General features: G+C 62.9%; 10 protein-coding genes. 7 read left to right on the top strand and 3 right to left on the bottom strand.

The window, feature by feature from the left end; translation table 11 throughout:
• Positions 1-33: 33 nt before the first annotated feature.
• From ACFMO7_RS11330 to ACFMO7_RS11305, 6 genes are all read left to right on the top strand, one after another.
• Positions 34-1,242, top strand: coding sequence for a glycosyltransferase (locus tag ACFMO7_RS11330; protein WP_376795591.1), 1,209 nt, complete (start codon positions 34-36; stop codon positions 1,240-1,242).
• Positions 1,243-1,445: 203 nt separating this feature from the next.
• Positions 1,446-2,891: a glycosyltransferase gene (locus ACFMO7_RS11325; protein ID WP_376795590.1), complete on the top strand. Its 1,446-nt coding sequence runs from the start codon at positions 1,446-1,448 to the stop codon at positions 2,889-2,891.
• Positions 2,812-4,026, top strand: coding sequence for a glycosyltransferase (locus tag ACFMO7_RS11320; RefSeq protein ID WP_376795611.1), 1,215 nt, complete (start codon positions 2,812-2,814; stop codon positions 4,024-4,026). Before ACFMO7_RS11325 ends, ACFMO7_RS11320 begins: the two co-directional genes overlap by 80 nt.
• A gap of 156 nt (positions 4,027-4,182) precedes the next feature.
• The gene (locus ACFMO7_RS11315; protein ID WP_376795589.1) at positions 4,183-5,481 is read left to right on the top strand and encodes a hypothetical protein; all 1,299 of its coding nucleotides are present in this window, start codon (positions 4,183-4,185) and stop codon (positions 5,479-5,481) included.
• Between the two features lie 228 nt (positions 5,482-5,709).
• Positions 5,710-6,561 (top strand): DNA methyltransferase, encoded by an 852-nt coding sequence (locus tag ACFMO7_RS11310; RefSeq protein WP_376795588.1) that lies wholly within the window; start codon positions 5,710-5,712, stop codon positions 6,559-6,561.
• Positions 6,562-6,734: 173 nt separating this feature from the next.
• A complete protein-coding gene (locus tag ACFMO7_RS11305) occupies positions 6,735-8,729 on the top strand; it encodes a DUF6909 family protein (RefSeq protein ID WP_376795587.1) in 1,995 nt (664 codons plus the stop codon).
• On the opposite strand, the gene ACFMO7_RS11300 is transcribed toward ACFMO7_RS11305, so the two are convergent.
• Positions 8,730-9,782 (bottom strand): serine/threonine protein kinase, encoded by a 1,053-nt coding sequence (locus tag ACFMO7_RS11300; protein ID WP_376795586.1) that lies wholly within the window; start codon positions 9,780-9,782, stop codon positions 8,730-8,732.
• 378 nt (positions 9,783-10,160) lie between these two features.
• Here ACFMO7_RS11300 and ACFMO7_RS11295 point away from each other — a divergent pair, with 378 nt between their 5' ends.
• On the top strand, positions 10,161-11,594 hold the full coding sequence (locus tag ACFMO7_RS11295) for a hypothetical protein (protein ID WP_376795585.1): 1,434 nt from the start codon (positions 10,161-10,163) through the stop codon (positions 11,592-11,594).
• Positions 11,595-11,682: 88 nt separating this feature from the next.
• Here the strand turns inward: ACFMO7_RS11295 and ACFMO7_RS11290 are convergent, their stop codons facing one another.
• Complete coding sequence (locus ACFMO7_RS11290) at positions 11,683-13,002, bottom strand: DUF58 domain-containing protein (protein WP_376795584.1); 1,320 nt, start codon at positions 13,000-13,002, stop codon at positions 11,683-11,685.
• The gene (locus ACFMO7_RS11285) at positions 12,999-13,958 is read right to left on the bottom strand and encodes an AAA family ATPase (RefSeq protein ID WP_376795583.1); all 960 of its coding nucleotides are present in this window, start codon (positions 13,956-13,958) and stop codon (positions 12,999-13,001) included. Before ACFMO7_RS11285 ends, ACFMO7_RS11290 begins: the two co-directional genes overlap by 4 nt.
• Between the last annotated feature and the right edge of the window lie 93 nt (positions 13,959-14,051).

The raw sequence follows: 14,051 nt of genomic DNA, 5'->3' as shown, positions 1-14,051 counted from the left end.
AATTCTTTAGACAAAAGGCGGAATCATAGAGGTATGCAGAACGTGACGCGCTTCCTGGGCGCTCTGCGCACACTCCTGCTCGGTGTCAGCGTGCTGCTGGGACTCTGGCAGGATTACCGCATTCAGAAGGCGATTCGTGAGACAGCCAGGCCTCTCCCGCGGCGCCTGCCCCAACCGGCGCCGCGGGTCTCGATTATCCTGCCTGTACGCAACGAGCAGGAGAATATCGATGGCTGTCTCGCCTCGCTGTTGGCCCAAGATTACCCTGACTTCGAAGTCATCGTGGTCGACGATGGTTCAACCGATGCCACTCCCGCCCGTCTGGCAGGCTGGCAGCAGCGCGACCCGCGCCTGCGGGTTCATCGCATCGAGGAGCTGCCCCCCGGCTGGGCTGGCAAGGCTCATGCCCTCCACACTGGGGCCACTCTGGCCAGCGGGGAGTGGCTGCTCTTTACCGATGCCGATACCCGTCACGCTCCCCAGACCCTGCGTCGCATGGTGGCCCACGCTATCGCCCACCGCCTTGATCTGCTCTCGATGTTCACCGAAATGCAGATCCTTGGTCTGGCGGCGCGTCTGCTCACGCCCATGACGGGCCTGCTGCTGACGGTACTGATTACGCCGGGTGAGATCCGCAGTGCCGCCCATCGGCGCCAGGCCTTTGCCTTTGGCCAGTATATTCTGGTGAGACGCGAGGCTTACGAGGCCACGGGCGGCTTCGCGGCCCCCGAGGTACGCGCTTCCTTTACTGAGGACATGGGCATTGCCCAGGTCTTCAAGCGCCAGGGCTGGCGCGAGGATATCGTCGGCGGCTGCGGCCTGGTGAAAAACGTTCAATGGACGACCTGGCGCAGCGCCTGGCGCGGCCTGCGCAAGGGAGCCTACGGGAAACTGGCTCCCTATCCGCTGCTCGGCCTCGTCGGAGGCGGCTTCCTGGTCTACTATGGCCTGGCACCGCTTCTGACTCTGCGCGAGGCCCTACGACCCGGACGCCTGCGTCAGGAACGCCTCTCGGCCTTGCTCGCTCTGCTGGCCCTCTGTCTGCAGATCGACAGTAAGCGGCGCTTCGGCCAGGCCTTCGGCCTGCCGGCACGCTGGGCATTGATGGCCCCCTTCGCCAGTACGGCCTTCGGCCTGCTGCTGCTCGATACGATGCGCCTGGCCCTCAACGGCCAGGGAGCCGACTGGAAAGGCCGCCGCGCTCCACGTCTGACCAAAGCCAGTGTGTTGCCGTTGCTGTAACAAATTCGTAATCTCGAAGAGAAGGAAAGAGAAAAGGGAGCAAAACCAGGCTCCGTGGAGCCGCACCAGACCTGCAAGGCCGAGACCGGTAGACGTTTCCAGCCCCAGGGTCTGGTCGCGGCCTGCGAGCAGACGATTGCCCAGGGCCGCACCAACGGCCCCTCTGTTTCACGGATGCGCATCGCAGCGGCGAGGTGTCTAGCATGAAGCTCTCGCAGTTCTTTATGCAGCTACAACTGTTTTTCTTACTATTCATCACTGTTGTCGCCTTCTGGCAGCGTCATCGCATCAAGAAAGGCATCCAGGAGCTGGTCACCCTCGATGAGGCTCCGCTGCCAGAGCCAGCCCCTCACGTCACGATTATCCTGCCCGTGCGCAACGAGGAGGCGCACATCGACGACTGCCTCGCCTCCCTGCTGGCCCAAGATTATCCCAACTTCGAGGTCATGGTGATCGACGACGGCTCGACCGATGCCACTCCCACCCATCTGGCAGCCTGGCAAAGGCGTGATCCGCGCTTGCGGGTCTATCGCGTCGAAGAGCTGCCCGCCGGCTGGGCTGGCAAGGCCCATGCTCTCCACACCGGTGTACTGCTTACTGAGGGGGAGTGGCTGCTTTTTACCGATGCCGATACGCGCCATGCTCCTCAGACCCTGCGCCGTGCTGTAGCCCATGCACTCGCTCATCGCCTCGACCTCCTGACCCTCTTTACTGATACTCGTCTGCCTGGTGCCGCCGCCCGCCTGCTCACGGCGATCGGCGCAACCCTGCTGGCCATGCTGGCAACGCCGGGCGAGATGCGTGATCCGCGCCAGCCGACACGCGTGTTGGCGGTCGGCCAGTATCTGCTGGTGCGGCGTTCCGCCTATCTGGCCTGCGGGGGCTACAGTGCTCCCGAGCTGCGCTCGACCTTCTCGGATGATATTACGCTGGCCTGGTACCTGAAACGCCATGGCTGCCGTGAAGACATTGTGGCCGAGCGGGGACTGGTCTTCAACGATCAGTGGACCACCTGGAAGAGCGCCTGGGAAGGGATGCGCAAAAGCAACTACGGCCTGGTTGCCAGTAGCCCCTTGCTGGGCGTGGTCTTGGGTCTGGCCCTGATCCTCTATGGCCTGCTGCCACCTTTCACGCTCCTGCGCCAGTGGTGGCACGCTCGAAGGAGGCGACGCCAAGTGTCTTCCCGACCATCCCCTGGCTCGCTGCTGACCAGCGGACTGGCCGCCCTGGCCCTCTTCTGGCAGATCGATACCAAGCGGCGCTTTGAGCGCGAGTATCGCCTTCCCTTCGCCTGGTCGCTGACGGCTCCCGTGGGATGGGCCACCTTTGGCCTGCTGATGCTCGACACAACACGGCTCGTGCTAGGAGGACGTGGCGCTACCTGGAAAGGGCGTATGGCGCCACCACAGCACCGCGCCATCCACCCGTTGGCTTTTATGGGCAAAGCGCTTGAGCGCCTCCGTGCAGGCCGGGGGACGGTTGCAGGGCCTGGCCTCTGCACGCACTACCTGGTAGGATTTTGCAATGGGGAAACATTCTCGTCTTCTCTTCTGGCTACACAGCGCCTATCTGTGCCTGACCGCTCTGGGAGCCGGCTGGCAGCTCTGGCGCGTTCGACGCACCATCAGGGAGACGCAGCCACCCGTTGAGGCTGCTCTGCCGGAGCCAGCGCCCCGCGTTTCGATCGTCGTGCCAATGCGCAACGAAGAGCAGCACCTCGGTCCTTGCCTGGCCTCCTTGCTGGCCCAGGATTATCCCGACTTCGAGGTGCTGGCGATCGATGACGGCTCAACGGACGCTACCCCGGCCCTGCTGGCGATCTGGCAGCAGCGCAACGCTCGCCTGCGGGTTCATCGCATCGAGGAGCTACCCGCCGGCTGGGCCGGCAAGGCCCATGCCCTCCACAGCGGCGCCAGGCTCGCCAGCGGCGACTGGCTGCTCTTTACGGATGCCGACACGCGTCACGCGCCCGAGGCGCTGAGGCGGATGATGGCCCATGCCCTATCTCAGCGACTCGACTTCCTGTCGATGCTAACGGATGCGCGCCTTGTGGGCGCCGGCTCCCGCCTGCTGACGCCCGCCGGGGCCGTGTTGATGACCCAATTCGCCACCCCTGGGGAGATGCGCGCGCAAAGGCATCCGAGCCGGGCGCTGGCCGTTGGTCAGTATCTGCTGGTCCGTCGGCAAGCCTATGAATCCAGCGGAGGCTATAGCGCACCCGAGCTGCGCGCCAGCTTTGGCGACGATGTGGGCCTGGCGCAGTTTCTTAAACGTCGAGGGTGCCGCGAGGACTTTGTCGATGGGCGGGGCCTGGTCTTTAATGAGCAGTGGACGACCTGGCGCAGCGCCTGGCGTGGCTGGCGCAAGAGCGTTTACTCGGTGACGGCCTCAGCCCCCTGGCTGTGCCTTGGCGCCGGCCTGGGACTGATCTGCTACGGCCTCATACCGACGCTGACGGTCTTGATAAGTCTGCGCCGGCTCCTCCCTGGAAACGGTGGAAAGCGCCCGCCGCGCGGGCTGCTCCCAGCGCTGGTGACGCTGGCTCTGCAAATCAAGGCCCGTCACTGCATCGAACGTGAGCATGGTCTGCCGGTCGTCAGCTCGCTCTTAGCTCCTGTGGGGTGGGTTGCCTTCGGTTTGCTCATGCTCGATGCGGTGCGCCTCTCCCTAAGCAGGCGCGGAGCCGAATGGAAGGGACGTACGGCTCCCTACCAGCCGTCGAGCATTCAGGTGCTGGGTCTGCCCCTCCGGCGTCCCAGCAGCGCTCGCGCTCGCCGATTGTGAGCAGGCAAGCAAGAGGCCACTTTCGGGCTGGCAGCTCAAAGCCTTTGCTTTGACCTGGACCGGCAGCGTTATTGCTTACGTATCTGCCTCTGCCTGTGGTAGAATAGGTTCACCATGCATGATCTGTGGGCAGATGTCGATCAAGAATACTCCCAGGTGGCAACACGTGCGGGGGCTCGCGCCCGCACTGTCAGGCAAGGAGATCTGCTGAACTCTCTGCGCCTCTGGCTCCAGAGGGAATACCTCGCCGGCTATTGCCGGGCACTACGGCAGAATCCGCTCTATCGACGTTGCTACTGGATCGATGCCCTTGGCGGCGAGCCAGCGCGAGGAGAGCAGGCCACGGCCAGGAACGAGGCCAGCGAAGAGGAAGCCCCTGGCGGGCGCGGGCGCTCCGGCAGCAAGCGGCGTGCCCAGTCCCAGGCCCAGGCGTCGCATCCCTGGCTACAACCCCTGAGCGAGCTTCAGACGAGCCTGCTCGCCGAAGGGCGCCCGTTCGCCCTCTACGGGCTGGTCTTGACAGGCCCAGCCGGCGGGCGCGGCTCCACGCGCGCTGATGCCAGCTCCAGTAGCCACAGCCCACAGCCAGCTATTCCACGGGAAGGTGGCCTGGTGGCCGCGAGCTGGCCCGAGGCCGCTCCGGCCGTCCTTCAGGTCCTTGACCAGGCACCGGCGGTTTTCGCCCTCAACCCGCTGGCACCGGCCCTTTTGCGCTCCGAAGACCTGGAACCGCTCTGGCAACGCGCCGCTCCAACGGAACTCTGCTTACTGATCATGCATCGCCAACTGGAGAGCCGCCTGCGAGCTGCCCGACGCCATGAGCAGCAGGCCGCCGCTTTGCTCAACCTGCTGCGCAGCGATCGCTGGCGGACCCTGGTGCCACGCGATGAGGGGGCGTCGCTCTCACCGGAGGCGCTCGCCGAATTGCTCGATCTCCTGTTATCCCAACTCCAGCGCCACTTCCCCCTGGCTCAGCGCCTTACTCTGCCGCGAACCAGCGGCCCGGCCCGTCTCGAGGTAGCCCCCTATACCCTGCTCTTCGCCACGCGGCGGCAGGATAGCTTGCTGGCCATGAACGACGCCGTTTGCAGCTACTGGCGTCGCCTTGAGGAGCAGAGCCAGGCGGACCTGCTGGCCAGCGCCTGGTTTCAGGTTCGGCGCGAGGAACGGCTCGCCGCCGCCCGCGAGCAGCTCTATCAGCGCACACTCCAGACAGGGCGCGCCCTGCGCAGCCGGCGCTGGCCAGATCTGCGCCAGCAGCTTATCAGCAGCACCTTTGGCCAATTCACCCAGGCCGAACACGATGCTAATATTCGACGCCTGCTGCGCGAGGGCCAGGTCCGCTGCGAATGGCGCCGCCCTCGCTCTCAGCCAGCCCCGCCCCCAGAGCAGGCCGAGGCAGCCGAGCCGGTACCTGGTCCAGACGACCTGTTGATCTGGACCGGCGCGCGCTAGAGGAAGGAAGAGAGTCACACCCGCTGGCTGGGCATAGATAGCCAGGCGAAGGAAGAAGAGCAAGGAGACGCTACCAGGGGGAAACGTCGGTCAATGGGGCAACCGACGTTGTTGGTAACGCCTCCCACAGGAGAACGCAGGAGCGGACCAAAATCAGAGCAGTAACCTGCTCCGCAAGCGAGAGAATAGCCCCGCGCCCAGCAACGATGATACCAACGGGAGGGTGATGTGGATACCGAGAGCGTCTCGCAGAAAAACACATTAAACGAGCTGACAGGGGCGGAGTGGCTCTATTTCACCAAAAGCGTACTCATCACCAACTATCCCTCTGTGTACGGGCATGATCTGCGCAAAGCCCACGGCGCCAACAAGCCGCCGCAGCTCATGAGTCAGCTCATCGAGTTTTTTACCAAGCCTGGCGAATGTGTGCTGGATCCGTTTGCCGGCGTCGGCGGCACCCTTATCGGCGCCTCCATCTGTAAGAAGCCACGCCGAGCTGTGGGCATTGAAATCAACCCGCGCTGGGTAGAGATTTACGAGCGCATCCTCAGCGAGCACCGTGACTCACTGCAGCCTCAGACCTTGATCCAGGGCGACTGCCTGCAGGTGATGCAGAACTTTGCTGACCACTCCTTCGACTTTATTGCCACCGATCCCCCCTACAACATCCATCTCACGCAGACCATGAGCAACGGGCGCTACGCCGCCACCTTCCCCAACCGGCGCACCGACTACTATATGCGCTCGGATGACCCGCGCGACCTTGCCAATCTGGCCAGCTACGAGGCCTACCTGGAGGCAATGGAACAGGTCTTTGCCCAGTGCTTCCGCGTCCTGAAGCCGCGCAAGTATATGGTTGTGATCGTGCGCAACGCCTATCAACACGGGGAATATATTTTTACGCATGTGGATCTGGCCCGACGCGCTCGCCAGCAAGGCTTCATTCCCAAAGGGGAAATCATCTGGTATCAGGCCGGCACCCGCCTGCGTCCCTACGGCTATCCCAACGCCTACGTACCCAACATCGCCCACCAGTATATCGTTGTCCTGCGTAAGCCATCGCTGGAAGCAGGCCGGTAAGGCCAGGCTCAGCCCAGCCAGAGCAGAGAGCGGGCCTGGCACCTCCCCAGCCAGCCAGCCAGTCAGTGGACAGCATAGGTTATAATTACCAGAAAACAACGAATGAACAGGCATTGCTCAGATCGGCTTGTCAGCAGCGCAGCAGAGGAGAGAAGAAGAAGAGGACCGAGCCTATGCCAAGGAAGAAGCCAACACCCTCACGCCGTATCCCCGATCCCGATGCCTTTGAGCCACGCGAGCGCATCGAGGAATTCCTGAATGAGGAAGAAGATAGTGAGCGTCTGCAGGAGGAGGTCGCGCGGGAGAGCAGCGAAGAATATATGGTAGAGCGCGGCGAGGGGCGACATGAGGCGGGGAAACGCGATGTTGAACTCTACATTCGGACCTACAATACGCTCCTGCGCAGCTCGGGAGAAGTGAGCCTGAAGGCCCTTGTTCAGGCCCACTACAATATTGACTCCAGCCTGCATCCCGATGCCCGCTCGCCTTACCCCGATATGTCAGCCCTCATCTACAGCGCTCTGCGCCTGCCCTCGGCCATCCTCTACTGCACTCACGTCCTGCTCGGGCAGTCCGAAGAGGTTTTTCTGAAACAGGGCTTCCAGGTTGATCGCTGGCAGGCGGTGACAGCGCCCGCCCGCCGCCGCAAGTGGTTCTACGATGGCAAAGAGACGCTGGCGGTCTACGTCGCCAGCGTCAGCGATACTGACGATATTGTCCCTATTCTGGTGGCCTTCCAGATCGAGTGGAACAAGCTCTACTACCTGATTAACGCCGATCCGACCACGATCCAGCTGCTCTCGACCCGGATGGACCGCTCGTCACCGGTCTTTGCGGAGATCACCCGCGTGCTGCGCCAACGCCTGCATATCGCCGCCGACGACTGGCGCCGCCTGGAAGTGGTCTGGGGGGACCGCCTGTGGGAAAATCTGCTTATCATCGGGCGCCAGCGCAAGAGTTTCACTCTGCGCATGCTCGGCGGCTCCCACGTCGGTTTCGTGCGCGCCACGCGCAAATGGTGGGCCCCAGTCGAGCGCCTGCTCGACTCGCTGGGTCTGCGCGAGCGCCCGGTCTACTTTGTCTCGAGCAATACCCATAGCCTGGTCAATCTGACCTCTGGCTCGGTGCTGCGACGCGAGGCCGAGCTGATCGACTTCGCCCTCAGCGGCCAGGATCAGTACCTGGCTAAGGAGTGCCGCAAGCTACAGTCTGGCGAAGTCCCCGGCAATTGGCAGAATTTCCTCTACTTTGCCGCCCGCGAGTGGGCCCGCACCCCCCAGGGCCAGGAGGCGATGCGCCAGCGCATCGCAGAGGAGCAGGAGCGCGGGATCTGGCATGTCGGCGCTCGCCACGGACTGGAGATCGATGCTCAGATCTTCGAGCTGGCCCGCCTCCACCCGACCGACGTTGATCCGCGCTGCCGCATGCCCGGTATGGACCTGCTGGCCAAGAGCAAGGCCATTATCCTGAATATCGATTATCCGCTGGGAATGGCCGCCTACCGCATGCTGCGCGAGATCATGGAGAATACTGCGACCATCCTGGGGATCTATATCCTGGGCAAGGCGGCTACCCTCAATGGCAGCATCGGCGATGTGATGATCTCGAACGTGGTGCTGGATGAGCACAGCCAGAATACCTATTGGCTTGACAATTGCTTCTCCGCTCAAGATGTTCAGCCATATCTGATCTATGGCTCGGTGCTCGATAATCAAAAAGCTGTCTCCGGCAAGGGGACCTTTCTCCAGAACCGCCAGTACTTCGATTTCTACTATAGCGCCAACTACACTGTGGTGGAGATGGAGAGCGGCCCCTACCTCAACGCGGTCTACGAGGACCAGTATCTGACGCGCTACCCCATCGGCGAGAATATTAACTTTGCGCGCCTGCCTTATGACCTCGGCATCCTGCACTATGCCTCGGATACGCCCTATACCCGTGGCAAGAATCTTGGAGCCGGCAGCCTCTCGTACTTCGGCATGGATTCGACCTATGCCTGTGCCGTGGCGATCGTGCGCCGTATCTTTGAGCGGGAGATCCGTTACGTGCAGGAGAAGTACGGCAAGGCGGAGCCACGCGAGGAGGCCGCCGCTATTCGCGAAGGCAGGCCGTCGTCGACGGAGCCAGGTCAGGACGATTCTCGCCCGAGGGAGGCTTCGCTCACCTGACTAGCTGGGTGAGGAGGTGCCCTGGCGGTTTCGGTTGCTGCGGAGTCGCCTGAGCAGGCTGCGCCACAAGGCTCCTCGCCTGCGCCGGGCCTGGTCCGACGATGCTGGCAGCGGCTCCTCTTGAGCTGTCTGGTCGGGAGAAACCGCCGCCGGATTTGGGTCAGCAGCCCCTTCGGCCCCCTCCCGGAGCGGCGTGGTGCTCAGGCCGATAGCTCGACGATAGGCTGCCACAAGCTCGCTGGGACGCTGAAAACGTCGTGCCGGTTCCTTCTCCATTGCCTGTCTGACGACTCCGTCCAATTCCTCGGGCAAATCGCTGCGCCAGCGGCGGAGCGAGGTGACGGGCGCATGCAGGTGCTGCGCGTAGACGCCTTCACGGGAACTGTCCCGAAAGACCGCATGTGTGGTCAAGAGTCGGTAGAGAACGGCTCCCAGGGCATAGACGTCGGTGTAAGGACCGCAGCTATGCTCTTGCAGTTGTTCTGGCGCTCGCCCCTCGCCGCTGCCGTAGTCGGGATAGCCCTGTCCCGCGGGCGCGGCCAGCTCTAGCAGGTGCATGACGCCGAAGTCACCGATGACAAGGCGCCCGTCGCGCAGCAGAAAGATGCAGTCCGTGCTGAGGTTTCGGTGGATGATCCCCTGTTCATGCGCATATTCCAGGCCCTGCGCGATCTGATCCAGATAGTCGCCGATAGTACTCAAGGCGGGCGGCCCGCTCTTGGTGAGCGCTGAGATCAGGGTCTGCATGGGCAGATTGGGCGTCACCAGGTATGACCCCCCGAGATAGCTGCCATAGTCGACCAGGGGGAGAATGTGACGGTGCTGCAGAGCCGCTACTTCGCCTGCCACCTGCAGAAAGCGCTCCTGATAGGCCGCTCGCTCCGTGGGGTCCAGGGCGCGCGGAGCAAGAATGAAGCGCACCAGATAGGTGCTCCCTTCGTCGGTGCTCCCCAGAAAGACCGGCCCCAGCTCGTTGCGTCCAATGAGTTGCTCCAGGTAGTAGTTCCCCAGGGTGGTACCGATTAAGCTCTCGCTCGGCGGAAATGCAAGCATAACCTTCCTATCCCTTTCCCTTCTTCCTCGCTCGATGTCTCTGTCGTTGATCTGAGCGACGCCTTCGCCTTATCCAGGGCTATTGCTTCTCCTCTGTACTGTGTGACCTGATCCTGGCACCCTATAGACTACTCGGTCTTATCACCAGCAAAAACGCGAGGGCAAGGCGATTTTGGTGGCACGTCCACAGAAATGCCGCACTCATCCAGTGCTATAATAGGCTACGCAGAGAAGGCGTTTGTGGTCCGATGGCCTGGCCCTAATGTCCGCGCTCAACTCCTCCCCTGTCCGCTCGCTTGAGCGCCGGGTTATGGCCTTGCCGCGATCCGACTTGCGCGCCACTGGCTCTGGTTCGAGGCGCGCTTTCCCAAGAGACCCATGCACCAGGACGAGCCGTCCAATCCGCGCGAGCAACCTTCAGGAGCGTCTCTAGAAGAGGGAGAGCCAGCGGAGACGATAGCTGATGAGCCAGCCTTTCTGCCGCTTCCGGGCGCCCGTCGGTTGCGTCCCCAGACAGCGATTCTGCCTGGCGGGTCCCGCCGGCCAGGGCTGGCAGCCTTATTGGCGGCGCTTGCGACGGCGCTCCTGCTCTGGCACCTCTTCCCTGTGGGGGAGATTGCTCAGCACCTCTGGCGGCTGGCCTCCTCTACGCAGGGAACAGCGAGCGTCAATAGCGCTTCCTACTACCTGAGCGTCGATCTTCCCTGGACGCGCGTGGCCGTTGATGGGCAGCCTCTGAACCAGAGGTCGGTCCTCACCTTCGCCGCTCCCCTGCAGCTTCTGCGTGGTTCCCATTTGATTAGCTGGCAGGCCGCTCCTTTTCAAGAACAGTCCTGTACGCTCTCTGTCCCTCCTTCTCCAGAGGATAGCTGTCTGACCTCGACCGCTCTGCTTCCGGGTCGGCAGCGGATTCAGGTGCTCTGGCTGCGCGACCGCCTGAGCGATCTTCTTCCTGGCGAGCAGCAGGCGCTGCTGGCGGCCTTGGGGACTGCCTGGCAATCGGCAGCCTGGAGCACATCCCTTGAGCCAGGTGAGCGCTATATCGATCTTGACCAGCCTGGCTATATAGGAGTCGTCAGATCGGGCCAGCGGCTGCGGGCAACGCTCCGGCTGCAGCTGATGATCGACCTGAGCGGAAGGCGGGCCAGTTACCTGGCCTGCCAGACGGGCACCCCCTACGGCGAGAGCGGTGATTGCCCGCTGCGTGAGGAGAACTGTTTGCAGCTCTGTACGATCCCTGCCTGGCAGTGGCAGCCTGCTTCCCTCCCCAGCCTGCGCCTGGCAGGGAACGGCTGGCACGTTGTGGCCCTGACGACCCTTTCGTGGGAGATCGTTCGTTACGACGGTTTGCCCATTGCGCAGCATCAGCCACCTGGCCTCTACAGCCTCGCCCCCGAGGCGATTCCACTCGCTTTCAACGTCATCTGGACTGGCTCCCGCTGGCAGGCGCAGCCCTTCACCGGTCCATCCCTCAGCTCAGCGCTCTTCATCGATGGCCAGCAGGTCACGCTTGATCCGGCCTGCGTTGACGCTCAGCATGCTCTCGCTGACTTCGATTGGAGAGCCGTCGGCGCGGTTGGGCGAGTGCATTTTGCCTCGTCCAGTAACCCAGCGGAAGGCTGCCTGATGACCTTCAAGGTGGGAGGCGAGACAGCGGCCTTTTTGGAACGCTGCGGTCTCGTGCTGGCTGTCAATACGCCAGCCAGGCGTTTGCAGCCGCGCTGGCCTGTAGCTGATGCTGTCGAGCAAGCTCTGGCCGCCCGTCTGAGCCACCTGCCTGGCTGGGACTGGTGGAGCCGGTCGCCTCGGTAGAGCAGGGCCGCCACCGCCTGGTATGCCAGGGATCTCGAGGCCCCCGCATCAAGCCAGCGGGGAAGGTAGCAGCCGCGATCGGAGCCGGCTAAGCAGAGCTGGGAGCGCCACGCCCTTGCTCAAAGGAGTCGAGAATGGCTCGCCAGGTTCCTGCCCCTCCGATGTGCTGCACCAGGATGCCGGGCATCCTGGCTATGGGAACCTGACCAACGCAGAGTAGACAGGGAGAGTGACCAGCGCTCTGGAGGCGCTTCAGGGCCATGAGCAGGGCCTCATTGACGGTGCTGGTCACCAGGATAGCCGTGGACCCAAAGGGCAGGCGCGCCCGCTCGGCACCGATGACCGCCTCGATAGGCTCGCCGTAGTACGGCTCGGCACGCGCAAGGGCTTCCAGGATGCGCTGACGCTGCCGGGCACCGCTGGCCGGAGGAAAACGAATAATGCTCGCTGGCGGCTGCCCCCGTGGTTCTCTCTGCCGTTGCTCAGGCTGCCCGACTACTCCCCCCGGTAGTACCTCGCCGCCTTCCAGGCCGGAGAGCATGCCATTGCAGTAGAGGCCAACGGCGTAGCCCGCTTTGAAAGCCCAGTCGGCCACCGAGGCCGCCACACAGATGGCTAGCTCCTTCAGTTCCTGAGCCGGTTCCAGCTCGTGTGCGGAGAGGTGCGACGACATGTTCAGGAAGAGCACCAGCGTGTGGGTGGCGCTCGCGTCGTAGATCTTGCTCTGCAGACGCCTGACCCGCGCCGTGGCCTTCCAGTGCACTCGCCTCAGCTCGTCACCCGGGCGATAGTCACGAATGCCACCGACCCGGGTGGGGTCTTCCAGCAGGCGCTGCGGCATGCGTCGCCCGCCAAAGGGATGGCGCGCCTCCAGGCCGAGCTGCGTCAGCGGGACAATCGGCGGATAGACAAGAAGCTGCTCGCGGTCGTCCAGTTCTTGCTGCCGGCTGACAAAGCCGAAAAGGTCGCCGCTGCGCAGAAGCGCAGGGCCGAAAGCGTGCACTCCCCGCGCCAGACAGCGCACTCGATAGCTGCGCGTGATGCGCTCGTACCAGCGCGGGCTAAAGAGGCTTTCGATGATGACTCGCCTCCCATCAGGAACAAGATGAGGGCTGAGACCACGAAAGACCAGGGCTAGAGGCACTCGATCGCTGACTTCGACCCAGGGTAGCGGCAGTAGCTTGGCGTTCTCAAGCACCTGGGTCAGCAGGATCTCTTCTCCAAAACTGGCCCGTCGCTGGCTAAAACAGCGCCTGTAGCTCAGGTTCGTCAGACAGAAAGTACTCCATATATCTATTAATAGAAGAACTACTAAAAGAAGTGAACAGCCGATGATGAGCACCATCTGCCGAAAGAAAAGACTGAGCACTAAGAGGATGAGTGCAAGAGCGTACCAACCGCGTTTCATGGCTCTACTGGCACCGGCAGGCTTTCCAAGATCGAGAGCACGATCGTCTCCAACGACTGGCCACGCAGGCTGGCCTGATCGGTTGGGATCAGACGATGAGCCAGCACGGGAATCGCCAGGCGCTTGATATCATCGGGCAGCACATAGGGGCGTCCGCCTATGGCCGCCAGGGCCTGAGCGGCCCGGTAGAGGGCCAGGGTACCGCGTGGGCTGGCGCCCAGGGCGACGGCCTCGTGCCGTCTGGTCGCTCGCACCAGCTCAATGAGGTAGCTCTCAACGCTCTCCTCAATCTCCACTGCGCGAACGAGCTGCTGGAAGCGAGCGAGCTGCTCAGCGTTGAGCACGGGCTGCAGCTCGCTCAGAGGCTGTCGCTGGCGAAAGCGGCGCAGGATCTGGCGCTCTTCCTCCGCCGAGGGATAGTCGAGACGCAGGCGCATAAAGAAGCGGTCGAGCTGAGCCTCTGGCAAAGGAAAGGTTCCTTCCAGCTCGACGGGATTCTGGGTAGCCAGCACCATAAAAGGGCGAGGCAGGACGATGGTCTCGCGTTCGACGCTGATCTGACGCTCCTCCATCGCCTCCAGTAAGGCGGCTTGAGTGCGCGGCGTGGCGCGGTTGATTTCGTCGGCCAGGACAATCTGGGTCAGCAAGGGGCCGGGACGAAATTCGAACGTCCCCTGTTTCTGATTGAAAAAGGTGGTCCCAGTGATATCGGAGGGCAGCAGATCAGGCGTGAACTGGATGCGCTGGAAAGAGCAGGCTAGCGAGCGGGCCAGAGCCCTGGCTAAAGTAGTTTTGCCGGTGCCCGGCACGTCTTCAAAGAGGACGTGGCCCTCACACAGAAGGGCCACCAGCAAGAGATCGATGACCTCCTCTTTGCCGACAATGACCTGCCCAATGTTCTCTCGCAGTCTCCTGGCGGCCTCACTGACCTGGACAAACTCTTCTGGCTGAATCATGCTCTTCGTCCTCCAGGCCGCGGAAGCGTCCGCGTTGAGCCTCGGAAGCCCCGCCTTCGGGGTTCTAACGACAGGCGGCCAGAACGCCCCTGC

The organism is Thermogemmatispora sp. (genome assembly GCF_042408735.1).
Taxonomy (GTDB): Bacteria; Chloroflexota; Ktedonobacteria; order Ktedonobacterales; family Ktedonobacteraceae; genus Thermogemmatispora.
This window is presented reverse-complemented; position numbering and strand designations above follow the sequence as displayed.

Coding starts and splice junctions, on each gene's coding strand:
- ACFMO7_RS11330 (WP_376795591.1), top strand. CDS start 34: ATGCAGAACGTGACGCGCTTCCTGGGCGCTCTGCGCACACTCCTGCTC.
- ACFMO7_RS11290 (WP_376795584.1), bottom strand. CDS start 13,002: ATGAAACGCGGTTGGTACGCTCTTGCACTCATCCTCTTAGTGCTCAGT.
- ACFMO7_RS11300 (WP_376795586.1), bottom strand. CDS start 9,782: ATGCTTGCATTTCCGCCGAGCGAGAGCTTAATCGGTACCACCCTGGGG.
- ACFMO7_RS11305 (WP_376795587.1), top strand. CDS start 6,735: ATGCCAAGGAAGAAGCCAACACCCTCACGCCGTATCCCCGATCCCGAT.
- ACFMO7_RS11295 (WP_376795585.1), top strand. CDS start 10,161: ATGCACCAGGACGAGCCGTCCAATCCGCGCGAGCAACCTTCAGGAGCG.
- ACFMO7_RS11285 (WP_376795583.1), bottom strand. CDS start 13,958: ATGATTCAGCCAGAAGAGTTTGTCCAGGTCAGTGAGGCCGCCAGGAGA.
- ACFMO7_RS11325 (WP_376795590.1), top strand. CDS start 1,446: ATGAAGCTCTCGCAGTTCTTTATGCAGCTACAACTGTTTTTCTTACTA.